Below are 24,739 nucleotides of genomic sequence, written 5' to 3'. Positions count from 1 at the left end.
CAATTATTGGCTAGAGTTAAAATTTCACCTGTAAAGCGAGCAGTAGATCATATTGATTACGAAATGTTGCTGTACCAATTTTTTGACTCGTGTAAGTACCATTTAGACCTAACGATGTACGATAATTTATTGTGCGTCTGTATCCCGCGCCCACACTTCGACTCATAACACCCCCCAATTCAGGCAATAGAATAAGCCTGCTTCTATCGTCTGGTGAAGTTCCAAGTCCAAAATTTGCTTGCAATAAATCGGCTTCAGTAAGCTCATATTTTGCGCCTGCCTGAAAAGCGAAGTAGAAATCCTTTTCCTCCTTGATGGCAAAGATTCGTGCATTCAGCAGAAAAGGGTCAAAATTTTTGCTCGCACCAACAACCAATGATACCGCTTTGATCGCGACAACTTCCAGAAAACGCGCCCCAATCTCCCCTTCGAAACCTTTTCCGAGTTGCCGATAAAGCGAATAGGCCAATCTATATTTGGGAAGCAACACATTATTGGATATACCTATCGAAGCATTCCAGTAAAGCAATTTATTCGCCGTATACGTCAGGTCGCCTTCTCCCATAATGCCCGTACCTGATTGCCGTCCTGTGAATAACAGCTGTGCACCATAACTTATTTTTGGCGACAAACGGCGGTTGTAGTACAGTGTCGCAATACGGTATGCAGGCGGAGCTGGATTATCATCAACACCTGAAAAGGAGCTATTCAGCAAAGAAAGTCCAAAAGCGTGCTGCATGGTTTTGCTTCGCAGAAGAGCCGCATATTCCCGGTGTTTCCGCAGATCGAAGCGCTTGGAGAGCGTATCAGCATAATGGGCCGCTTCAACAAATCGCCCCAAACTGTCGAGTACGATTACTTTTTTTAGGAGAAAAGGTTCGGCATACTCAAAATGCTGTAATGCCGTATCCACACTCTGCAAGGCATATACAAAGTCTCCTTTTGCCATCAGAAGGTTTATTTTATTACTATAGGCTAGCGAATCTGTTCGATTGTCCTTGAGCACGCGATCAAAACAAAAGATTGCGCTATCGGCTAATCCTTTTTTTTGAAAAGCCAATCCCGCCGACATCCATGCATCCTGTACCATTGTACGGTACTTTTGATTGTACGGATATTCTGTCCGCAGCATAGTGGCGACCTGAGCAGCTGCCATATACTGCGTACTATTATGAAGGATTGAAGCTTTCTTCTGAAGAAATTCGCGGTCACCCGGATAACTTTGCAGGGCCTGCTGAACAACGAGCAAAGCTTCCGGATAGCGTCTTCTGAGGTCAAGAATATTAGAAAGGTAGTGTAGGGCTTCTTTATTATCGTTGTCTTCAATGAGTAATTGACGAAGATGCGTTTCCGCTTCTCCGTACTCTTCCACCAGTATACAGGCATTGGCTGCGGCCAGCTTTTGCTCCAAATAAAGCGATTTAATTTTCGGATTTCCCGGATAACTGGCGTAAAGTTTTTCGCTTAAGGCTACAGCCTGCTGTATTTTGCCCGATTGTGCCAGAAAACCCGCCTTTTTTAACTGTAAATCGATATCATTTGGATAATAACTGATCGCCTGCTCCAATTCTCGAAGGGCCGAGGATAAATTATTTTGCAGGATAAGAGCGGAAATACGCCCTTGCAGAGCTGGCATATTGCTCGGATCTAAGTGAAGCGTACGATCGTAGTAAACGATGGCGCTGTCGGCTTGTTGCTGTTGCAAATAATAACTCCCACAGGCATTGATCGTTTGCAATGCTTCTGATCGGAATGCTTTATCACCATTGCTCCCATAGAGTTTAACAGCAATATCTGCCGCTGTCTGATAACGGCGCAGTTGAAATTCAAAATCCATTTTTCGGCGCAGCAATACACGGTCGGCTGTATTTCGCTGTAAGGCACGATCTACCCAATACAGTGCCTGCGTCGTCTCCCCCCGAGACGCGGCTATGCCTACCACCTTTTCCAGGGCTTCCCGATCGCCTGGATTCTGATCCAAAATCGACTGATAAAGTGCATAAGTATCCGTGTTCTGATAATATCCGGCTGCTTCTTTCCGTAAACTATTGTTTAGGTCAAGGGCTTTTTTATCTTTCGGATAATAGCGTAAGATCACACGTAACACTTCTAAAGCCTCTGCATAACGATGTGATTCCTGTAACAGGCTGAGCTTTTGGAATAACGCATTGTAAGATTTACTATCGCCGTTCAATAGCGCATTTGCCTTGGCAATTCGGGCGTCATAATCACCGCCTTGCGATACGAGATTGTTCATTTTTTCGATGAGATCTGTATTTTTCGGTGCGAGTTCGAGCGCCTTTTCATAATAAGAATTGGCCAGATTATCCATTTTATTGCCTTTATACCAATCCGCTTTTGCTTCATAATGACCGGCCATCGAGAGCCTTACACTTCCATCGGTCGGAAAACGCCGGATTAGAACCTGTGCCCAGGAATCTCCATCCTGATAGCGTTTGAGCATATCCAGTATATTGAGCTTTTTGATTCCGAAATCTTTATTGGCAGCAAAACGTGCCAATCCCATTTCGACATACCGCAAGGCTTCAGCAGGCCTATTTTTTGATAAATAAGAACCTATAATATAATAATACACATCTTCATATTCGGGCGAAGCACGCAGTACCAGTTGTGCAGTACGGATCGACTGATCATAGTGTTTCTGCGCCATATAGATTCGGGCAAGTTGCACCTGCGCATCGATATGCGCTGGATTCAGCTTTATGGCCTCCTTCAATGACTTCAAAGCTTTCTGCTGCTGAGCAGATTTAATTTCTACCACAGCCTGCTGGTACAATTTTTCGGCACGCACGGAATTCCAGGTCTGCGCTCGCAACACCTGTGTAGACAGTAGGAAGAGAATAAAAATAGTATAACGGAAATTCATAATAGCTTAAGCTTGATTTTTGACAGTAGACTTTTGGCTTGCAAAACCTTTACGCTGCATATTCCCCCATACCAGCTTTTGCCTGAACATGGACTGTATGTAGCCTTTGATACTAAAAAAAACAATGAGCGGATGATAAATAAACGGTTCAGCAAAAGCCGTGAGGCACAATCCTATAACCTCACTCGTTTTGCGGTAATGTCTTTCAATTAATTGATCCCACAGCACAGCTATGGAGCTTACCAGGACAGAAAACATATAAAGAAAAGCGAGTAATGTAAATGTATTTTCCCAATTGATGGCGCCGATTACAATAAGATAGATGTAAAACAACAGCCCCAATACCTCGAAAATAGGCGCCAAAAACTCAAATAGGAAGTTATAAGGAAAGACAATAAGACCGAGTCTTTTAAACTTAAAATTAAATAAGACATGACGGTGTAACAGCATGATCTGGATCAATCCTCTAGCCCAGCGTACGCGCTGTCTACTGAATACCGGCAAGGTTTGTGGTCCTTCCGTCCAGCACAGTGAAACCGGAATATACCGAATCGCGTATTTGTGGTTATTCTGGATCATGTAAACACTCATACGCGTCACCATATCAATATCTTCGGCAAATGAGCGTGGATCATAGCCCCCAACCTTAACGGCAATATGTTTATCAAAAAGGCCAAGTCCTCCAGACACATTTGGGACACAATTAATTGAGCTCCAAGCCATTTTTGAAAGCAAGTATGCGCGAATATACTCCAGTTCCTGAAAACGTGGGAGGACTTTATGTGGTGGTTTGAAGCGTGTTATTACACCATTATCCACTTCAGAAGAATTGATCATCCGCAGGGGCGCCCCTACCGCTATAACCCGCCGTTGATTATTCTCCACGTGGATATAACCGGTATCGGGAATCACCTGAATGTCTTTTAAGCGGCTCCGGCTCTTTTCGTCTAAAATAGGGCGCATAAGCCTGGATAGGGTATCTTCATGCAGAATGCAGTCCACATCTGTACAGAGAAAATAATCAAATTTTGAGGCATTTATACCTGCATTCGAAGCGTCTGCTTTGCCTTTTCCGTTTTCTTTATCAATGACCAGCAACTTTTCATAAGCGCGATTAGTAGATCGAAAAAAGCGCTTTACAGCTTTCGTTTTGATCTTTTCATTGTAAGGGAGATCTACCTCCTTAAGTTCGAAATGCTCCACCAATTTTTCCAATGTATCATCCGTACTGCCGTCATTGACAATAATAACTTCGTATAATGGATAATTCAGATGCATTAATGCATACACATTATCAATGATCGTCAAACCCTCGTTGTAAGCCGGAGCAATGACCGAAATGCCGGGCGAGAGTGGACTCGAAATCACATTTTGCGTATAGTGCTCTCTATTTTTACGCCTATAAAGCATAATTCCCTTATACGATAGCACCGCCATGATGACGTAGATCACCATGGTCAGGCTACTGTAGGAAAATATAAAAAGCTGGAAAACGTCAATTATATCTTGGATCATATCGTATAAGTTATTGTTCGTGCAGATAATAGTTTAGAATACGCTGTTTGCGCGAAGGCAAATTGAGCGGATTCCATACCAATTGATTGTTGCGAACTAACCGGGCGAGTATTGCCGCAACATGATTTTCGATTTCAAAATCAAAGGCCGACTGAAATTGTTCCGTCAGAAATTCCATCGCTCTTGGCGTCCGGAACATGCCAAGTGAAAACAGGATTTCGCACTGGCAGTCTACCGGCTGATTAGGATACATTTTTATCAATAATTCTTGTGTATGCACAGCTCTTAAATGTCCCAGCGCATTGATGGCATGCGAGCGCAAGCTATGATCGTTCACATTCAGCAAACCTTCAATACTGTCGATAGCCTCCACACTCTGTTCGTGTGCCGCAAGCTTCATACAACAAATAACAACCGTTTTATTGCGCGAATAACGGATCCAATTTGCAAAGTTTGACTTTACAGTATCGCGGGATTGTTCGAGAATCCGAAAAAATCCAATCAATTCCCAGATACTCAATGGATCCCGAACTTCATCAAAAAAGCGAAAAGGTTCATTTTTACTAAAACGCATAAATGCGCTTCGGGCTGCAGAACGCAGCTCAGACACTTCACTCAGATTGAATCGGAGAATATCAATGTCCGAAATCGCATAGTCCATAAGCGTCAGTTCGTGCAACCCCTGAACGTTTCGATACCATTTCCGCGATTTCATCTTTTGGAGCGAATCCAGATTCAGCCCAAGTAAAACATAAATGCGATGCAGAATCAGCGCATTTGTTCCGGCCACATGCCATCGAAGCCGGATCAAGGTATCAATTAGGGTTTGACGGTTCCCTTTGTCCATCAGCGCAAGCTCATCCAAAACGGACTGGTCAATGGACACCTGTACACTTTCTGTGGCCATTTCCTGGATAAACTGCGGCAGGATACGATCTTCAATCAGCTGGTCCAGCTTATCCTGCCGACGCTGTGCTTTTGCTGTTCGAAAACGAAGAATCATAATCACTGCATAAGCAACAAAAGTTCCAATAAAAGAAGTGACCACAATCCCCTGAATTACTGCAATAAATGTTTGGTCTACCGTCATACCTTAGTTTTCCGCTAGGGCTACACGTGTTTGGATATTCCCAATATCAATACCCACCGGCAGTTTGGACTGATCCTGAATGTAACGCATGGAGTTCAGCAGATAACCCTTGACAGCCAGCGACTCTGGATGCTCGACAATTTTAACCCCTGCAATATCGCCAAACTCTTCCAAAATGCAGTCGATCAGATCGCCATAGTGGGCACCGCCTCCACATAAAAATATGCGATTTGATTTAGCGAGGTTTCTATCATTGACCACCTCTCCTAAAGCGGGTGAAACAATTTCAGCATAATACGTCTGTATAGCTTTTTTACGCAAATCTTTCAGATCATACTTTCTGCGGTTGATATAGAGATAGCCATTTCGAAAAGCCTCATCAAGTTGCTGCATGCTCTGGAAGGATAAATCATGAGTCTGCTGAAGTTGTTCGCGTAGTATATTAACAGCATAATGCATTCCCGGAGCACTTCCCATAGCATTTTCCACCACGCCCTCATCTGTACTCAACCCAGTTTCCAATGTCCCGAAGCCAAAGCTAAAAACAAAAAAAGCACCCCTTTCACAGCTTTCACCTCTGCGCAGGGCTACCATACAGCTCACAATCTCAGGTAGCACATCCACCTGTGTAACATCTATGGGCAACGTGCCAGATCCCTCCTCACCATACACTCCAGGATCCGACTGGATGATATGCTTTCCACGAAGCGTTTGTTCTGCAGTTTCCCGATACAGGCGGTAGGTACTATTGGGCAGGCCTACGGTAACCATCAGCGGGGTGTTGGCACTCACACCGCTCGACAAAATTGCTGCTTTAAAAAGCAATTGGCATTCCAATGAGTCCGGAGATGCATTTAATGGCCTCCTTGGGCTGTTCCCTTCGTTTAGGGCCAATTTACCACAGATATACCATTGCTGGCCCATCCTTATTTTTAATCCCGTCAATAGCGAGTTGGCCGTATTTACCAATGGTGAATTGGTCGCCTGCATCAGGCTTGAGAAAGACTGTATTGTATACATATAATTTTTCGTATTTAAGCGTTATTTTACCACCATCTTTTACCTGAAGTCACCTGTGTTTTCGGCTCAAAAGCAAGCAGAACATGCGGCTCTGTAGCGACATCTATAGCTAAAGTTTCTTCCTTCGCCACAAATTCAGCCACAAAAAGCTCACTCATGACAGCTTCTTGCGCATCCAACCGCTCCTGTACATGAACGAAATCCGGCTCTTCCAGACGCTCCAATACAGGAGCTAACTCTTGCACATTTACTATATCTTGTACATTGCCTGATACGGGCACATCCATTAGTTCTTGCGCTTCATCACGAGTTTCCAACCTTATTTGATTCACCTCGGTCGATTTGTAGCACATCTCAGGTACAGGAATGACCTTCGGATCTCCACCCATGATATGCTTCACCCGCTCGAGTAGTTTGCCCACCACGAGTGGCTTTTTAAAACAGTCTTCCCGCACAATCTCAAGCCCTTCACGGATATGAAGGTAGCTCATGTTCGATGTGATAATTGTCCGCGTCCGAGGAGATTCTTTCATCACCTTATTGATAATCTCATACCCGTTTGCATATTGCATATGCATTTCGGTAATGATAATATCATACTGATAATCCCGCGCTTCCAAAAGAGCGAATGCTTCCTTTCCATTCGCAGCTGAATCCAGCTGAAATGCTTCGTTAGAAAAAACATTGGAAATTATTTTTCGCATAAGCAGATCGCTATCTGCATGCAATACCGAAAACACCCTGGTTTGCTTAGGTTGGACATCATGAATTTGCATACTTTTAATTAAATAGATTAAGTTGCTTTAAAATGGCATCACAAACTTAAAAATACAAGCAAAGTATTTACCTACCCATTCGGGTGGTTTTTCAGAAAAAAACAACCGTCATATTGGCTTATTATATTTCAGCATAAGCTCGGACCTACTGTTGACTTGTAATTTTCCATAGATATTTCTAATGTGAAATTTTACCGTATCCACGCTTATGAACGCTGTTTCAGCAACTTTTTTATAGGTATATCCTTGTTGCAACAGGGAAACAATTTCGATCTCACGCGGAGTAAGCTGTTCGCGATGCCGATAATCAATTTTATGGTCCAGTGCAGGGTTAAAATGGGAAATTACAAGCCGAGCCACCTGCGGACTCATCACAGAGCCTCCTTTCATCACTTCCACCAACAATTGTTCCATCTCAGGTAAAGGCGTACTTTTAAGCAGATAACCGGACGCACCCGCACAAAGTGCCTGAAAGATATGTTCCTTATCATCAAACACAGTAAACATAACCACCTGTATATGCGGAAACTTACGCTTTATATACCAAGTCACTTCGATACCACTTTTATTCGGTAATCCAATATCACAGAGCAACACATCCAAACATTCAGGACTCCAGGCGGCATACACCAGCTCATCAAATTCACGGGCAGCAATCAATAGATCAAATTGCGTATTATTATCATCAAAATAAGAACGTAATGATTCAAGTACCGGCATACGGTCTTCAATGATAGCTAATCTAAATTTTGTGTTCGGCATAAGAATAATATCAGTATATATGAGTTGAATAACTTACTTTTTTTTTATGCCATCCACTACAAACCACAGACTAAACAATAGAAAGCAAAAGCTTACCCACACCAGCTTATCTAGGCTCTTAAGAATATAGGCTTCCTGACTGCTGTTAAAAATAATGGCCAATACCATACTACACTGAAGCAAAAGATAGGTACTGTATACACAATTAAAAATCAGCACTTCTCTTTTTACTGCTTTAGAAGCGGCATCAGAAATATAGTACATCCGCCATTGCCCGATAGCATAGGCTATCGCGAGTGCAAATCGTAACATATAATGTAATTGCTGATCTACAAAACCATAGTGGTGCTTAAAACCCAAAGGGATATCCTCCACAAGCATCTTGAGCAGGTGCTTCTGTTCAGCTACAGGTGCTAGTGCATAAGGGATGATATCAACCAATCCAAAGAAAAATGGCAATAAATGCAGGATCCAAAATTTTGGCAGCGTTGCGTTCGTCGTAAATTTGAGCCAAACATAGAAATAAAAACAAGGCGCCACCAAGTAGTAAAAAGGAATACCTTTGTTATAAATTCGCGGATAATATTGAATTTCTCCCGTATAGATCATGCAATAGATCAACACATGCCAGATCAAGGCCATCACACCCACGCAGAGCAGCAACTCCCCCACCTCCCGGTATTTGATGAAGCGAAAAAGACGGAATAATAGGCCTGATGAACAAAACAATCCCCCAAGCATAGCAAAGCCTAAACTTATCCAGAATTGAGGATTATGCTGCATCATATCAATTAAATAGGTTAAAAAAAAGTTTTTTCACATTCAGCTTCGCAACTAATTGCAGATGATAATAGCTGCCGCTCCTTTCCACATCTAATTTAGCACCTATAGCCTCAGACCTGCGTTTCATGTTGGATATCCCCTGACCACGACGAGGGTACCTCGTATCCGATGTAGCTACCCCCGTAAATTGCAGGGTATTGGAAAGTCTTAAAATCAGCTGATGAGCATCAATTTTTAAAAATACATCCACTTTCCCCTCGGGACTGTGCTTAGATATATTATGTAAAGCCTCTTTAAATATAAGGTATACATTCTGCCTAACATATTGGGGCAGTTGTCCAGCACTGTGCAAGTTGATATCAAATTGTACATCCACATCTTGCATGGGTAAAATCTGCGAGACCAAAAACCTCATTCGGTCTTCTAAACTTCCTGCGCTATTATTGCGTGAGTCTATCGCCCAGATTACATCGTCCATCGTCTGAACCGCTTCCCGGCTATAAGCTGCAATTTTTTCCAAAGACCGATGTCGACCTCCAATCTGCTGATCCATCGTCATCAGATCAGTCTGCATAGCGATTCCAGTAAGCAAGCCTCCAACCTCATCATGCAAATCGCGTGCAAGTTCCAGTCGTAGCTTTTTTTCTCTCTTGAGTTGGGATGATCGCATAATGGCAAGAATATAAAGTAGGACTCCAAGCCCCAAAGTAATCAGCACATAGAAAAGCTGTGTCTCATAAAAATTCGGCTTTTTATAAAAAAGCCATCGTTTGCTTTTCACACTGAGCCCATTGTCACTTACCGTCTTTACGTCAAGTTCGTACTCCCCTGTTTTCAGATCGGAAAGACTGATTTCCCCCGATGCCGACAATTCCTGATAGGATTTTATGAGGGGGCGAAGGCGAAAGTAAATTTTGTAATTTTGCTTATAAGCATCTATTTTGGCTATCCGGAGGTTGACAAATTCGATTTGCTTGTCTAACAGCACAGTATCCTGACCAGCATTTGGAGTATATGAACGAATGATATTGCTCGAGCCACTACCCATAGAAATTGTACCCAATACCGGTTGCGGTACAGTTTGCTGCTTCAAACTATACAAAAATTGCTGAGGTCTAATGGAAATGCATCCCAATATCCCACCGATAAATAACTGTCCGTTCGGTCTATCTTCTAATATGGAAGGCTGATTGAACTCCTCAAATGGAAGACCGTGCATGGCGTAAGCATTATAAAAATTTTTACCGTCCCAAACCGACAAGCCCCTGAATGTTCCCAAAAATAGTAAGTCATCTACCCAAGCCATATTATAGACCACGTTATGTGCCAGACCAATACGCATGTTGTAGTTGTCCACCTGACCCGTAATAGCATCAATCGCTACAAGCCCTTTTCCTTTCGTTGCCAGATAGACCTTGTTGTGCCGAAAGGAATGGCTATATACCTGTATTTTCTCACGCTTATTCGGATAGATTTTACGTAGTCCACCCGCTAAATATTCAAAATAACCATTTTCAGTAGTGAAGGAGATGATTTGTCCCCGTAGCTGAATGGAATTGATCCGCTCACCCATGCCGACCAGCTTTCCCATTTTATCCCTTAACGGACACACAATTCCCGTATCCCGATCAAAAACCCAAATCCCACAGGATGTCCCCACCAGATAGTTGCCATCCCGATATTGACAGAGGCTGTACACTATGGTGGACAAGTCCTCGATAACGCCCTTGGCTTTTTTATAATATAAAGAGCTAAATTTTCCGTGCACCAACAAACCAAGAAAATTACCCTCCAGTCCTACTAACGCCGTATCGCGGCTCAAAGGCAGGAAAGCATAGTAATTATTTAGCGGAGCCGATTCATGAATAGCGAAGTCATTCAGTGTAAAATATTTCAACGGCCCATAGCCACCCACATAATACACATGCTGCTGTTTGACAATTGATCTAGCCGTACCAGTGTTCCAATAGTTCAGGTCGAAAGCAATTCTTGTCAGGCTATACAAGCCATGCTCCGTAGCACAAAGGCCCTCATGGTCATGGAAATCAAGCTGATTGAGTTTAGACTTAAACAGATCCTTACGGATAGCGTGCCGATCTTGACGCAAAGCAGTCATTTCTTGGTTGTTTTTAAACTCAAAATAACGGCCGTCACCAAAAACGAATATAATCTTTTCCCCATCTGCAAACGACCAGTGCGCCCAATCGCGCATGTCGCTTGTATGGAGCCCTTTCAGATGTGTCTTAGCAAAATGCTGCCCGTCAAAAGTCATGTAACCTAAACCATAATTCCGCAACAACAGCCCATTTTGCAATAAAAAAATATCATCTAAGCCTTGATATACGGTTTTAGGCATTTGAAAACGCTGCGTTTCACCCTTCTTTAAGTCTACACAATACAGTGAGCTGTTGTAAGCAAACCAAAGCCTATTTTCATCGGCGAGCATACAGTGCCCCACCGGCCGCCGCAACTCCGATAATGCAGGTTTAAATTCTAGAACTTTCCGTTTCTTAAAACCGATAATCTGCCAGACAACCCCCGATCGGGTGGACACATAAAGAGTATTACCTTTGTTAAAAATGGCGATAACATGCTCCCCGCACAATCCTTTTGAAAATGCATTTTGCCCGATAAATTGCCATTGCTGGGTATCAAAGATAAACAGACCATCCCGCGTCTCTAGCCACAGTCGTCCACAATCATCAGCGGTAAGTTTATTTACCTCTGTAAAGCCCATAGGTCCTAAATAAAGTTCATGGAAAGGTTTTATTGCAACACCATCATATCGGTAAAGCACACTTCCGGCAATAAACCAGATAAACCCTTGCTTATCGCGGCTCGCCGATTCGATGTTACGATGAAAGGGATCGATTCCCGAAATAATTTCAATTTCATGATAACCCGAGGCCCATGCCCTGTTAAATACGGGCATAGCGAAACAAGTGCTTAACAGCAATAGAATTTTTAGCGCTTTTTCAAACACAATAGACTAAGTTCAATAATATGGACAAATCAAATATAGCTATTTTGAAAATAATTATATATTAAAAATCGATATAAAATTTTCCTCCAAAGAGATTTTAAAACTTGTAGAAATAACAGCATCAAAGTTAATAGTAGTCATTATACGCCTAATCTTTTCACAATTGGGAATTTGCACACGATAATCCCCAATTTTTACACGCTGTTATTCATTTTATTCAACTAGCTTTGACCATCAGTTTTCAAAACACGCCACATTAGACCCTAGTGTACCTATTGAACTTATTGACCAAATAATATTATAATACGCTCTTGAGATAAAATTGCAGAGAAAAGATTAAGTATGGGAAAAATATCAGATCAGCAATTAGCAGAATTAATTTCAAAAAGAATACTTGAAATTATTGATTTAACTGGATTGACGATAGAAAGCCTAGCAAGCTTTACAAACGTTTCCACATCCACTATTCGGAGTGCTTACCGTAAAACGAGTTCGTTATCCGTAGATAGCCTTTCAAAAATCTGCACGCCATTTGCTATTAGGCTTACAGACTTTTTTGATCCAATTCTATCTTTAAAAATCGAAGAAGAAAACCTGACTCATTTAAAGCGATTTAAACAGCCTTACACTGCGAATGCAGAATTAAAGAGCTCAAAATTACCTATGGATGAAAGGGTTAATCGAAGCGTATACCATCGCAAGCAGCGCGATTTAATCGCAAAGATCATCCTTCAGTCAGACTATTTTGATAGTCCAAAGACAATTGATGCAATGATCATTGATTTCAGAAAAGATTATCAGATGACCTTCACGACTGACAGATTGTACGCCTTACTTTTGAAGCATTTAGGCAGTGGGCTGCTCGACAAAAAGGCTTTACCGAAAGTAGCTCAAAGAATGCCCGCCAGTAAACGTCCTTTCCTCTACTTTAAAAAAGAGTCGAAAAAGCAAGAATAGATTCCCCTAATTAAATCTGACGAAAGGAAAGCGGATTGTTCCCTGTCTGTCTTTTAAAAAAATTGCGAAAATTCGACTCATCCGAAAAACCCATTTCATAAGAAATCTGAGATATCGATAGATCAGTATGCTGTATATAGCGCAATGCCTGCTGAGTCACCACACTAGATATCACACATTTAGCCGATTTGCCGGTAACTGACAAACACAGTTCCGTCAACTTCCGTGGCGAAAGATGTAAACGGCCCGCATAGTATTGTACGCTGGTATATTCCCGGTAGTGCTTATGCAGCAATACCGAAAATTTGTTAAACAACTGAATGGAAGCTGTTTCTACAGATGACGTCGTTGTATCCAACTTTAACATTTTTTGATACCCATCCAGTAACAACGATTCAAAGCAGTGATGCGCAATCATCATATCCACTCCACAATCCGCAGCGCATTCCTTCAAACGCTCCACGATGAGTCGCTTAAAAACCAGATCCGATCTGCATTCACGCATAGACAGAAAAGGATAATTTCCAAAAAATAATCCCGAATGTAGTATTTCTGTATCAGCTTTGGACCTTTCGTAAAAATCTGCGGTAAACCACAGCAAATATCCGTCAGCAGCATTAGCTTCAGCAAGCTCAACTTCGTATTGTGGTCCGATAAATATGAGTTCGTTTGCATCAAAATCATACAACATGGGACCAATTTTTATACGGACAGGCAAACAGGTTCGAATGATTGAAAATACCGACGCATTGTGTAGCCTCTTAGTTTGCTCACCACGATACTCAGCGAGATGAAGCACATCAAACTGTCGCTCTTCTTTTCCTATAATTGGCTTACAAAATTCCATTTCCTAAATAAATTTTTCTCAAAATCAATAATATCCAAATTTTCACAGAGCATGGTATAATGATAGATGGATGTTAACATTTTTCGGGGAGATTGTTTCGAAAAGACAAGCTTGACGCCACTATCTAGAAATCTCTTTTTTTCATCTGCACTTTCGCTAGCAGAATAGCCAAATAAACGAATCATCGGGTATCGACGTCGTAATAAACGAGCCGTTTCCATACCATCCATCTCCGGCATATGCAAATCCAGAATGCATACATCTGGATGATCGATACTCTTATCAAGGAAATGAACCAGCTCCTTCCCATTATGACAAGAATATAGCATCTCATAGTTCCCCATTTCCCTGGCCAAATGTTCAATTACTTTCAGGTGCAACACATTATCATCTACAAATGCAAGTTTTAGTTTCCTGTCCATGGAGGTCATTGTTAAATTATAAATTTGACACCTTATAATCTACACGTTGGCTGTATTTGGCTTTACTACTGAAACACATGGCCATTGTCTTGTCAGAACTTTCCTGTACAATTAAAAGCATCTCAATTTTAGGCGCGATATACCTTTGTTTACTATTCATATTTAGGCCAATTATAATTTTTTCCACAAACGTGTACGAGCTATTTTAATTTTAAATTATTAGTCTAATTCAGACTAGAAAAAAAACATTACGCTCTGATTACAAATAAGATACATAGAAAACTTTTTGATTCTTAACATGTCTTTTGTACAAATAAAAACATTTACTAACCAAATGGTTATTTTAAAGGCATATCTTGTAATTAGTTAAAAAAAAATAGTTATATTTGAATAGGTAGAATTGTAGTCTGAATTAGACTAATCTGTATAATCTAGTATCTTTATGCTCAGACAATAGCAAAAAGTTTACCTCATGATTTTTAATTTTACTTTATTGAATCCTACTTCAATATCTTTCATCTACCTTGCATTTGTTGACGAGCAACAACAGCAATTTTTAATTAAAACTCCTTTAAAAATTATTCCAGCTCAATGGAATGAAGAAAAGCAAAGGCCCAGTAATATTTATTTAAAAAAATTTAAAAAGCTAAATACAAAGCTCGATGCGTTAAAAATTTCAATCGCATCCTATCTTTCTGACTTAAAGTCAAATAGAAAAGAATTTTCACTACGAGCTATCAACCGCTTGGTCAAAAAATGCTGTACAGATTCAGAATCCACACTTCCAGCAGGAGGACTGCTACAAAGTGTAGACAATTTTATCCAGAGCAGAATGCACCTGATTACCCCAGCCACACACAAACGCTACCTGGTCTTCTTCCGTTTATTGAAACGATTTGAAGGGTTTCAGCAGAAACATCTTATGCTAGAGCAAGTGAATAGCTTATTTGTACAGCAATTTATTGCATATGGTGAAGCTGAAAACTATAGCATAAGCACGATCCACCGCACGATACATTTTGTGCGAACAGTCCTTAATTTTTTGGAGAAAAGAGGGGTCAGAACATTTGTTTACGAATTGGAACTGCCCAAAGTCAGAAAAATAAACCGCGCCATAAGCCTCAATGAAGACGAAATTAGCATAATAAAAAATATAGACGTACCAGCCCATCTAAAGGCTGCTAAAGATTGGCTGATAATCAGTTGTTACACAGGACAAAGGGTGTCTGACTTTATGAATTTTAATCTGGATATGATGGAAATTCTTGATGGAAAGCCCTGTTTATCCTTTACCCAGCAAAAAACACAAAAAAGTATCTTACTCCCACTCCATCCTACCGCGTTAATTATTATGTCAAATAATGGACATCGCTTCCCTCATAAAATGAATGCCCAAAAATACAATGAGCAGATCAAGGAAGTAACTCGCCTTGCTGGTATTACCACATTGGTGAAAGTCAGAAAGCGTAAAGGGTTCCGCGCGTCAGACCAACTTATCCCAAAGTGTGAGGCCATTACCAGCCATATTGGCCGAAGAAGTTTTGCCACGAACTTTTATGGTAAAATTCCGACAGCATTGCTAATGGATGCAACCGGACATAGTACAGAGCAGATGTTTCAGCGTTATATCAGTAATGTCGATACCGAACGTACACGATCTTTAGGTACATACCTAGAAAATATGTATCAAAATCGAAGCAGGACAAAAGAGCAGCAGTTAATTCAATAAATAACTTGGGAAAGCATGTGCTTATCTATTCATTTGATTTTTAACTGAATTTTTAAGCCAGGAGCAAGGGCATCTTTGTGAACCATTAAGGCTGTGCTTTTATAGCGTAAATATTCTTTCGTGAGGTATATAATTCCCCGGAAGGCATTGCCCCTGCCCCAAGAATTCTTAGCCAAATAGTACTCCCGACCATTTTGATCTTGAGCTAAGCCTATAATATGTAGCGCATGATCGTCCGTTGTTTCCCACGCATCAAATGCCTTTTGACGCATCAGGACGTCGACTTTCCGTTCAGGTTGCGGCCGCACAAATTGATACGTCTTTTCTTCCGCTGTCATCATTGACACTGATTTCTGGGGGACATAAGCGATGCCATAAGGCCAAGAAAAACCGGGCTCCGAAATGTCGATCGTACACGCTACCGTAAAACCTTTTTTTAAAGCCCCGTCAACGACAGTGGATAGATCATCCATAGGCATATTGTAAAATTGACTGAAAGACCAATTGTCGGGAATCAAAAACACAAAAGATTTGTAGTAAGGCGCGGTCGTAACGGAAGCAATATGGATATATTGATCCGGATCAATCCCAATAACCTCATCAGCAAAACTACGCGCCGTAAACTCTTTACCCTGATAGTCAAAATGAACAGGTACTTTCCCCAGATGGTCGTCCATCACAGCATCAATTTCTCGCTCCCAACTGCTTTTCAATAGCCTTGTCTTTACCATCCCAGATAGTGTGCTATTCAAAACAGCGCGCATGCGCTTAAAATCCCCCGAGCTTTTCCCCGCTTTAATACCCGTATAGGCAGCTGTGGGCATCGCCCCATGTAAACGCAACATATCCATCACATCATGAAGCTGCCCGCCCTCGTTTAATTTTAATCCACCATGCAGACGAAGATAATTCCGCGCACGTTCCAGATAAGCCATCCGGACCGTAAATAGCGGCGAAATCGCCACAGGGTTTTTACCCATTCGGATCATTTCTGATTCAAGAAAGGAATTCCCAGTATAAGACCAACAGGTATTGGAGGCACCCTGGTTCTTTACTGCTGTACTTTTCAACCGGATCAAATCAGTAAAGACAAATTCTGACCGCAGTAATGTTGAACTTTGTAGATAATAAAATCTATAGAAAAGTACAATACCTACCAAAATAGTAGCTGTGATGGCCAATATGATCCGTTTTCTTAGTTTTTTTCTCATAATCTACCTCCACAGATAACAGCAGTAAAGCGGGGAAATAGCATGCTTATAACCCAAAAAAATAATAAGCCCAAAAGAATAACACAGACTGGACAAACGAAATACAAAAACAGCAGAGCGACATCCGTTTGCGGTCTAACCTGAATAAACAAAAATTTGATAATAAAGACCAGCGGCAAACGGTGGTAAGCAAATATGAAAAAACTCGCACTAACCAAAAAGTGATTTGGCTGCCAGCTACCCTTTTCAATAAAGTGCCCTGTCACTGCAACCGCAGATAGCAATCCCAGCAATACATTGGCACAATACAGATAACTCCACCCACCTTTTCCAAAACCACAAAATGCTGCTATGATCAGCAGCACATAACAGAAAACAGACCAGGGTAAAAATGACTGCATAACGAGCACAAAGTTCTTATTATGTAAACTAAAATAAGCCCCTGCCGAAAAGAAAAAAAAGGATACAGTACTCCATCCAGGCAGATAAAAATAGGGGTTTAAAAGCCAGACTACCCCAAGTATCAGCACGGCAAATATACCCACTTTCCTAATTAAAAAGTAAATGATCGGAGATAGCAGTAAAACCACCATAAGGTCACGAATAAACCAAAAAGGCGAATTGATAGGTAAATTTTTTGCGGCCTTCACATGCACATGTGACGTGTCCCAAAAAGACCAAAGCCAATCGGTCAAATTATACTGGATTATAGGTTTATTGACACCCGACAAATAGCCTCCAAAAAAAGTCTGTGCCAAAAAGAAAAAAAGTAGTACCGCCAAATTCCAAAAAATATATGGAATCAGCAAACTATGTACCCGCCTCCTTAACTTATTAAAATAAACCGAAAACGTGAAAGACGCTGTACCATAAAAAAAAAGAAAACCGGAGATAAAAAAGAAAAGAGGTACACACACCTCAAACACGAGCTTCGAAAAGAGAAGAAAAACCTGCGCAAAAACAGCAAATTGACGCAAATCAACCTGCTTCGAGCCTTGAATGATAATGTTTGAAAAATCTGTATGAATAAAGACAACCCCAACAATCAACGGAAAACGCAAAAAATCAATCGTTTTCGACAACAGCTGCTCTAAAGTCAAGTAATCTAAAGCTAACGGAGGCGAATGGTCTCTTTCCATGAATTGGGCTTGGTTATCTCTCTTATTTCTGTTAAATTAAACATTTTTAAGCAAAATCTCTTGCTTTTTTTTTATAAGAAGAAATCCCAAGTTCCACTTTATTACCCCTCCTTAGGAACTCGATTATCGCTCTCCTCCTCTTTTCCCGCAGCAATCATTTCTTTAACATCGGCCATATCCCCAGCTTCCATATGCTCGATATCCTCAGCTTGTTCCTCAGAATAACGATCAATAAAGAATGAACAGCCCATTGGAAAATGATCCGAGCCTACAGACGGATAAATAAATAGTTTATCGATAAATACCGTTGGACTATGAAATAAAAGGTCCAGTGGTACTCTGAAAAACCAATAATTGGCATGGAAAGAAGATAGAATGCCCCTACCAATACGTGCGTCAATCAATTTGCTGGTTTTCTTAAATAACAGTGAAGATTTAGCCCAGGCTACATTGTTAAAATCCCCGGTCACAACCACCGGCATTTTATAGTCTCTTACTCGTTTCGCCACACTGAGCAGATCGCCATCACGCTCTTTACTATTTTCTTCTTCTGTAGGACTTGGTGGCGGTGGATGAACAGCAAAAAAAACAAACCGATGCCCATCTGGAGTTTCCAGTTCGGCCTCAATACTAGGAATGTCATCAGCTACAAAATAATGTACCTGACTTTTATTGATTTTCAGATTAGTATAAAAATGCATGCCATAGGTATTGTCTAAAGTTACCTTCTCATAATTAGGGTAATCCTTTTCCAATCCACGCAACGCTCTTTCCCATCCAGCATCACTTTCCATGGTCAAAAAAATATGTGGACTCTCCTTCTGAATCAGCTCGATAAAGCAATTATACGCTGTATTGAATTGTAATACATTACAAGAGATCACCTTAATGCTATCCGATGCATCTTCGCCCTTTTGATACGTTTCCCTCCGCCAAAATTTGGTATAGCGTATCAATATATAGCTATGGTATACAACCAAAGTGATCTGTATACCCTGAAGCCACCAAATCCAAGGGTCATAGCCCACCAAATAAAAACCCAACGCAAGGGTGGGCACCTGAAAGACCAACAGCTGCAACTTCACAAACTCAGCTACCCGAAAAATCCAGTGTTGGCTTTGGATAAAGGGCAATACACTCAGTATAATCAATATACTCGAGACTACAATATAGAAAATCAGCATATCGCTAGCACTAACATTTTAAACAAACTTAAACAAATTATGCATATTTTTTCTTGAGACCATCATCTTCGACCGCTCTGCAGACATTAGGAATCTTTGTGCAAACCCTCCTGATAATCCACCCGCGTTTTGGCTAACGCATGAGGGAAGTTCGTATGGATATACGCAATCATTTCTTCCCGGATGTAACAGCGTAGGTCAAAAGCCTGGCCCGAATTGCGGCAGCTCATCAGACACCGGATTTCCATGGTACGCTCTTTGAAGTCGGTCACCTGTAGTACATTGACCTGACCATCCCAAAGCGGGTGGCCGCTAAGTAGACTTGTGAGTTTCTCACGTAATAGCTGTACAGGTACCGTAAAATCTGTATAGATAAATACAGTCCCCAATATCTCAGAAGTAGTCCGCGTCCAATTCTGAAAAGGCTTTTCAATAAAATAAGTAATCGGCAATACCAAGCGGCGCTTGTCCCAGATATTAACAACCACATAAGTGAGGTTAATTTCCTCCACACGGCCCCACTCACCTTCAACAACCAGTACGTCATCCATGCGAATGGGCTGTGTAAAAGCAATCTGAAAGCCTGCCAGTAGATTCCCTAGAGATTTCTGTGCTGCAAACCCAATGATGATACCGCCCACTCCCACGCCCGTCAACAGACCAGCACCAATTTTTTGCATACTATCAAAACTTAGCAGAATAATCGCCAGAGAAATCACAATAATCAGCGTAACAACCACTTTTCGGATAAAAACAATCTGAGTTCTGATCTTTCTTTCGCGCAGGTTATTCTCTTTGTTGATATCAAAACGATGGTAAAGATAGTCTTCAAAAACCTTAATCCCCTGTATCAGTACTAGTGCAAAGAAACTCACCAGCAAAAGTTCGTTTGTTTTACTTACCACACGCAGCGTCCGGTCGTTAAATTGAGCAAAAGGCAACAAACTGTTAAATAAAATCAAAGGTATAAAAACACTCAGCACACGGTTAAATCGTCTAACAAAAGAACGGAACACACTGTAAGACTCCTGCTGAATGGCCTGTCGTCGCAAAAGCGGTATAAAAATCAGTTTAATCAAAAAACCTATTAAAAATGAAAATAGAATTAATGCAATATTCCAGAGCCAGGCAGGCCATTGCTGTGAAAGTTGAATTAATGTTTCGTTCATCATGCTGTACTATCTTTGTGTTTATATTTTATTCTTATGAAAGAATAACTGTTAAGAAGGGCTAACGTTTGCTTTAATTTGAGAAAGATCAATTCAGACTTCTCCTGTCGGTTTTGAACACCATCGTTATGTCTAAATTTGCTGCAGTTCGGAAACTCTTTTTGGTATGTTTTTTGAGTCTAAAAAGCCTATTGCAAGGCAACTAACAAAATATGTACATCAGCAAGACGATATACTACAGAAAACACATTTACCGTTTATTGATGATGGAAATAGGTTAGCACAAGAAACTTTCCAAGAAAATTAAACCAAACACTAATAAAAAAATGAGCAAGAAAAAAGACAATTCAAGATGGCTAAATGTGGCCATATCCTGGGGAGCAAGTATCGTCATCATTGGAGTACTGTTTAAGATCCTGCATATCGGTGGCGCCACAGCCGATTATGTGATCGGAATTGGTTTGGTCGTAGAGGCTTTCCTTTTCTTTTTAATGGGGTTCAATCCGCCACCACCCGAACCCGACTGGACCCGTGTCTATCCAGAATTGGACGAAAAATTTAATGGTGAACTGCCACAAAGAGCAACAACTGTTGTTGCCCAGCCGGCCGGCGCCTCAGCAACTGCTGCTTTAGATAAAATGTTTGCCGATGCCAATATAGAACCAGCAAGCATTGAAAACCTAGGCCGTGGCCTACGTGACTTTAGTGAAAAAGTATCTGCCATAAACAAGCTTTCTGATGTCTCATTAGCAACAGAAGAATTCACCAATAAGCTACGAACAGCAACTTCTAAGTTTGACAACCTAAGCATCGCCTTCGAAAAAGCGTCCGAAAACCTCGTCGCGATGTCAAATACTTCAGGCGATACGTCCAACTACCACCAGCAGGTAAAAAGTTTGACAACAAACCTAAGCCAGCTGAATGAGATGTACGAACGCGAATTGCGCGATTCGGCATCCCATTTACAATCGATGAACAAGTTTTATGAAAATCTAAGCTTTACCATGCAAAACTTCAATGAATCACTGGATGACTCCAAAGCATTTAAAGATGAAGTAGGCAAACTTGCGAAAAACCTCAATGCCTTGAATGCCATCTATGGAAATATGTTGAGCGCGATGAATCAGCCGCGTGTGTAATTAATTCTTGTATTACTTAAATCAAAAACAATGGCATTAGGAAGAGAAACTCCAAGACAAAGGATGATAGGCATCCTCTATCTGGTCCTGCTCGCCTTATTGGCGCTCAATGTACCGGATTCCATCTTGGATGCATTCAAAAATATAAACAACAGTCTCGAAACATCCAAATCGAATGTCAGCACAGCAGTACAGCAGCTGTTCAATGCATTTGAAAACACCAAACTGAAAGAAGAGCCCGCACGTGCGAAGCCCATCTATGACAAGGCAAAAAAAGTTCAGGCAATTATCGGCGAACTCAACCAGTATATCGCCTCCTTAAAAGAAGAATTTGTCAAACAGGGCGGTGGATATGACGAAGAAAAAGGCGATCTAGCCCAGCGTGAAAACCAAGACATCTCGCCAAATCTTATGATCAATAAGAAAAAAGGCACCGTGTTAAAAGACAAAATCAATGCTACTCGCGCAAAATTGCTCGCTCTGCTCACACCTGAAGAACAAAAGATGGTATCATTTTCCTTGGAGGCAAAAGATCCAGAAAAAGCCATCAATGGCAAAAAATCATGGGAGGAAATCAATTTCGGTAGCGGCACCCCTTTAACCGCTGCGATGACCATTTTAACGAAAATACAAACAGACGCGCAGAATGCAGAATCTGATGTAGTTAAACTTATCTTGGGCAAAATGGATCAGGCGGTGGTCAATCTAGATAAATTTGCAGCAGTTGCTGTTGCCCCAACATCCTACTTAGTACAGGGCCAGCCCTACAAAGCAGAAGTATTTCTGACAGCATCCGATTCCAAATCTCAACCCGCAATCTCGGTCAATGGATCAGCACTTCAAGTAGTTGATGGAAAAGGGGTATATGCAGTCAATACCAGCCGTGAAGGAATCTATACCTGGACCGGCGTGATCAAAGTCAAACAGACCGACGGATCATATAAAGAATATCGCACCCCTGTACAGACCTATCAAGTAGCACGTCCATCGGCCGTTGTATCACCCGACAAGATGAATGTACTCTATATTGGTGTAAATAATCCCATTTCGGTATCAGCCCCAGGAACGCCAGCCGATAAAATCCGTGTCAGCATGAGCGGAGGCAGCATTTCTAACGCTGGTGGCGGCAAATACAATGTGAAGGTAAGCTCTCCGGGCACAGCACATATTTCAGTCTCTGCTGAAGTAGCACCCGGAAAAACACAGACATTGAGTTCGACCGAATTTCGTGTAAAACGCATTCCAGACCCCATTGCCAAATTTGCTGGCAAAACAGGTGGTTCCATGGCTACCGTGGCCCTTAAAGCGCAAAATGCACTGTTCGCAAAATTGGATAACTTTGACTTCGATGCCACCTTCAGGGTAACCAAGTTTACGATGATCATTGCTAAGCCACGGGCCGATGCCATCGTATTATCGACATCCGGAGGACAGTTGAGTTCAAGCATGTCTTCTGCCTTAAGTGGAATTGTACCAGGTACACGTGTAATATTCGATAATATTGTTGCAGTGGGTCCTGACGGTACATCAAGACAACTGAATGCTGTCGCGTTAACGGCAAACTAAAGTTGCCAAATATACTTGCATTTAAATTTTTTTAGCTATTAAAAACTACAAAAACAGAGCTACCAAAAATGGGTAGCTCTGTTTTTATTTTAAAGAATGAACGCGAAAAACTATATCAAATAGTTGTTCCTGTGTATACCATAGTTCCTATGAATGATGCGGAAAAAACAAGCGAATAACCGTTCCCTTACCTAGCTTACTGGAAAGATTAACAGTACCGTCCAAACGTTCCATCAACTCCTTTACCAATGAAAGTCCTATTCCCGATCCCTGCGCTTCAACAGTGTTGCTCGCACGCTCATGCGCTTTAAATACAAGCTCCAAATCTTCTTCCGGAATACCGATCCCATTATCTTCCAAATAATAGACAGTCCCTTTGCTCGTATTTTCACTATAGATAGCAAGATAATCCTGCTCTGTCTGCTTGGCGTATTTTACAGCGTTAACAATCAAATTAAAAAAAATCTGATACACTACACCACAATCTGCTTCCAGCTTAAGGAGATTCCCCAACCTAAATGCCAGCTGGGAAGCCGGATAAATAAGCTTCGCTTCAGCAATCCATTCAACAAGTTTCTTATCCATCTCGATACATTCTTTAACAGGATTGACAGCACGTATTTTATTGATCTGCAGTGTTTGGTTAATGATAGACTGAATATTCTCTATCGCACCGCGCATATTTTCATACCACTTTTGCTGAACATGTTCCGGTAAACTGATATCCTTTTGACGCAACATATCATTTCCCATCTTCAAAATAGACAATGGATTTTTTAAATCATGGGAAAGCGTATTGGACAGGAGATCCAATTTTCTATTGAAAGAGATTTGCTCCTTCTGGCTTTCCGCTTTCTCATAGGCTAGCTTTCTTTCGGTAACATCCCACGACGAATGTAGAATAGCATAGGTATTTCCCTTCTCGTCCAGCAATGCTTTATACTCGAAATCAAAGTATCGTCTGATAATATTTTTCCCCGATACGATATCAGCAGGTGTATCCTTGGCCCGGTAGCTAATCCCGGTTTTCCATACATTTTTTAAAATAGATGAAAATCCTTCTTTTTCAAAACTGGGAAAGCAAGCGCTTAAAGTACGTCCTATAATCGAGCTGTCTGCATGCCAGGTATTCAGCATCGCCTGATTGGCAAAGGCAATATTTAAGTCCGCACTATCATAGATAGCCGTAGCTAGCGGAGACTGCTCCAGTACCGAAAGCAAAAGGTGCTCATCAAAAGGCATAAACAAAAATTTAATGTTCGTGTATCAATAAATATATGGGAATTCTAAACAAATTTACGCAACAGAAATAATGCCATTATTACACTCCTGTACACAAAGAAAAATTAAAAAACAGCTGCAAAAAATGCATATACCAGTATCCTAACAGGTTACCTGCACGCGCGATCTGAGACAAATCAACAAAAGATTGAATGGATTGATATTGCGCATTCCCCGAAATTAGCAGTATTAGATAAACCAATTTATAAACCAAATTCACGATTACTCTTAATTCTCGCTGTCCACAAACGCGAATCTCAAGAAAATCAAACGCATACT

The 24,739-nt window shown here is 41.2% G+C and carries 20 protein-coding genes; 4 read left to right on the top strand and 16 right to left on the bottom strand.

Features of this window, described 5'->3' with window-relative positions:
• Nucleotides 1-16: 16 nt before the first annotated feature.
• The 8 genes from B2W36_RS07635 to B2W36_RS07600 all read right to left on the bottom strand — a co-directional run bounded on the left by B2W36_RS07635 (nt 17) and on the right by B2W36_RS07600 (nt 11,765).
• Nucleotides 17-2,887 carry a tetratricopeptide repeat protein gene (locus tag B2W36_RS07635; RefSeq protein ID WP_293887232.1) on the bottom strand — a complete coding sequence of 957 codons (2,871 nt, stop codon included), beginning with the start codon at nt 2,885-2,887 and terminating at the stop codon, nt 17-19.
• A gap of 6 nt (nt 2,888-2,893) precedes the next feature.
• The gene (locus tag B2W36_RS07630) at nt 2,894-4,402 is read right to left on the bottom strand and encodes a glycosyltransferase family 2 protein (protein WP_293887230.1); all 1,509 of its coding nucleotides are present in this window, start codon (nt 4,400-4,402) and stop codon (nt 2,894-2,896) included.
• A gap of 10 nt (nt 4,403-4,412) precedes the next feature.
• Complete coding sequence (locus tag B2W36_RS07625; RefSeq protein ID WP_293887228.1) at nt 4,413-5,492, bottom strand: HEAT repeat domain-containing protein; 1,080 nt, start codon at nt 5,490-5,492, stop codon at nt 4,413-4,415.
• A gap of 3 nt (nt 5,493-5,495) precedes the next feature.
• Complete coding sequence (locus tag B2W36_RS07620) at nt 5,496-6,512, bottom strand: ParM/StbA family protein (protein ID WP_293887226.1); 1,017 nt, start codon at nt 6,510-6,512, stop codon at nt 5,496-5,498.
• Nucleotides 6,513-6,538: 26 nt separating this feature from the next.
• Nucleotides 6,539-7,288 (bottom strand): response regulator, encoded by a 750-nt coding sequence (locus B2W36_RS07615; RefSeq protein WP_293887224.1) that lies wholly within the window; start codon nt 7,286-7,288, stop codon nt 6,539-6,541.
• A 108-nt stretch (nt 7,289-7,396) separates the two neighbouring features.
• Nucleotides 7,397-8,050 (bottom strand): response regulator, encoded by a 654-nt coding sequence (locus tag B2W36_RS07610; RefSeq protein WP_209579378.1) that lies wholly within the window; start codon nt 8,048-8,050, stop codon nt 7,397-7,399.
• 33 nt (nt 8,051-8,083) lie between these two features.
• Nucleotides 8,084-8,836 carry a hypothetical protein gene (locus tag B2W36_RS07605; RefSeq protein ID WP_293887222.1) on the bottom strand — a complete coding sequence of 251 codons (753 nt, stop codon included), beginning with the start codon at nt 8,834-8,836 and terminating at the stop codon, nt 8,084-8,086.
• Nucleotide 8,837: 1 nt separating this feature from the next.
• Nucleotides 8,838-11,765: a histidine kinase gene (locus B2W36_RS07600; RefSeq protein ID WP_293887221.1), complete on the bottom strand. Its 2,928-nt coding sequence runs from the start codon at nt 11,763-11,765 to the stop codon at nt 8,838-8,840.
• 393 nt (nt 11,766-12,158) lie between these two features.
• Between B2W36_RS07600 and B2W36_RS07595 the strand changes: the two genes are divergently transcribed.
• The gene (locus B2W36_RS07595) at nt 12,159-12,773 is read left to right on the top strand and encodes a hypothetical protein (RefSeq protein WP_293887220.1); all 615 of its coding nucleotides are present in this window, start codon (nt 12,159-12,161) and stop codon (nt 12,771-12,773) included.
• A 10-nt stretch (nt 12,774-12,783) separates the two neighbouring features.
• Here B2W36_RS07595 and B2W36_RS07590 read toward each other — a convergent pair whose 3' ends face one another.
• The 3 genes from B2W36_RS07590 to B2W36_RS07580 are packed head-to-tail and all read right to left on the bottom strand — an operon-like array spanning nt 12,784 to nt 14,202.
• On the bottom strand, nt 12,784-13,620 hold the full coding sequence (locus B2W36_RS07590) for a helix-turn-helix domain-containing protein (RefSeq protein WP_293887219.1): 837 nt from the start codon (nt 13,618-13,620) through the stop codon (nt 12,784-12,786).
• Nucleotides 13,596-14,042 carry a response regulator gene (locus B2W36_RS07585; RefSeq protein ID WP_293887218.1) on the bottom strand — a complete coding sequence of 149 codons (447 nt, stop codon included), beginning with the start codon at nt 14,040-14,042 and terminating at the stop codon, nt 13,596-13,598. Before B2W36_RS07585 ends, B2W36_RS07590 begins: the two co-directional genes overlap by 25 nt.
• A 16-nt stretch (nt 14,043-14,058) precedes the next feature.
• Entirely contained in the window at nt 14,059-14,202 is a 144-nt protein-coding gene (locus B2W36_RS07580) for a hypothetical protein (protein WP_293887217.1), read from the bottom strand.
• Nucleotides 14,203-14,514: 312 nt separating this feature from the next.
• On the opposite strand from B2W36_RS07580, the gene B2W36_RS07575 reads away from it, so the two are divergent.
• Nucleotides 14,515-15,771: a tyrosine-type recombinase/integrase gene (locus B2W36_RS07575; protein WP_293887216.1), complete on the top strand. Its 1,257-nt coding sequence runs from the start codon at nt 14,515-14,517 to the stop codon at nt 15,769-15,771.
• A gap of 29 nt (nt 15,772-15,800) precedes the next feature.
• Here the strand turns inward: B2W36_RS07575 and B2W36_RS07570 are convergent, their stop codons facing one another.
• The 4 genes from B2W36_RS07570 to B2W36_RS07555 all read right to left on the bottom strand — a co-directional run bounded on the left by B2W36_RS07570 (nt 15,801) and on the right by B2W36_RS07555 (nt 20,477).
• Nucleotides 15,801-16,982 (bottom strand): C1 family peptidase, encoded by a 1,182-nt coding sequence (locus tag B2W36_RS07570; protein ID WP_293887215.1) that lies wholly within the window; start codon nt 16,980-16,982, stop codon nt 15,801-15,803.
• Nucleotides 16,979-18,121 (bottom strand): acyltransferase family protein, encoded by a 1,143-nt coding sequence (locus tag B2W36_RS07565; protein ID WP_293887214.1) that lies wholly within the window; start codon nt 18,119-18,121, stop codon nt 16,979-16,981. The genes B2W36_RS07570 and B2W36_RS07565 overlap by 4 nt, the downstream gene beginning before the upstream one ends.
• A 101-nt stretch (nt 18,122-18,222) precedes the next feature.
• Nucleotides 18,223-19,305 carry an endonuclease/exonuclease/phosphatase family protein gene (locus tag B2W36_RS07560; protein WP_293887212.1) on the bottom strand — a complete coding sequence of 361 codons (1,083 nt, stop codon included), beginning with the start codon at nt 19,303-19,305 and terminating at the stop codon, nt 18,223-18,225.
• An 86-nt stretch (nt 19,306-19,391) separates the two neighbouring features.
• Nucleotides 19,392-20,477 carry a mechanosensitive ion channel family protein gene (locus B2W36_RS07555; RefSeq protein WP_293887211.1) on the bottom strand — a complete coding sequence of 362 codons (1,086 nt, stop codon included), beginning with the start codon at nt 20,475-20,477 and terminating at the stop codon, nt 19,392-19,394.
• A 323-nt stretch (nt 20,478-20,800) separates the two neighbouring features.
• Between B2W36_RS07555 and gldL the strand changes: the two genes are divergently transcribed.
• Both gldL and gldM read left to right on the top strand, forming a co-directional pair.
• The gene (gene gldL / locus B2W36_RS07550; protein WP_293887210.1) at nt 20,801-21,613 is read left to right on the top strand and encodes a gliding motility protein GldL; all 813 of its coding nucleotides are present in this window, start codon (nt 20,801-20,803) and stop codon (nt 21,611-21,613) included.
• A 30-nt stretch (nt 21,614-21,643) separates the two neighbouring features.
• Nucleotides 21,644-23,179, top strand: coding sequence for a gliding motility protein GldM (gene gldM / locus B2W36_RS07545; RefSeq protein WP_293887209.1), 1,536 nt, complete (start codon nt 21,644-21,646; stop codon nt 23,177-23,179).
• A 147-nt stretch (nt 23,180-23,326) separates the two neighbouring features.
• Here the strand turns inward: gldM and B2W36_RS07540 are convergent, their stop codons facing one another.
• Entirely contained in the window at nt 23,327-24,421 is a 1,095-nt protein-coding gene (locus B2W36_RS07540; protein WP_293887207.1) for a PAS domain-containing sensor histidine kinase, read from the bottom strand.
• Nucleotides 24,422-24,739 lie beyond the last annotated feature (318 nt).

Origin of the sequence: Sphingobacterium sp. UBA3549 (assembly GCF_002376635.1) — a bacterium.
Lineage (GTDB): Bacteria > Bacteroidota > Bacteroidia > Sphingobacteriales > Sphingobacteriaceae > Sphingobacterium.
Note: the sequence above shows the minus strand (reverse complement) of the source record. Positions and strands in the feature narration are given on the sequence as shown.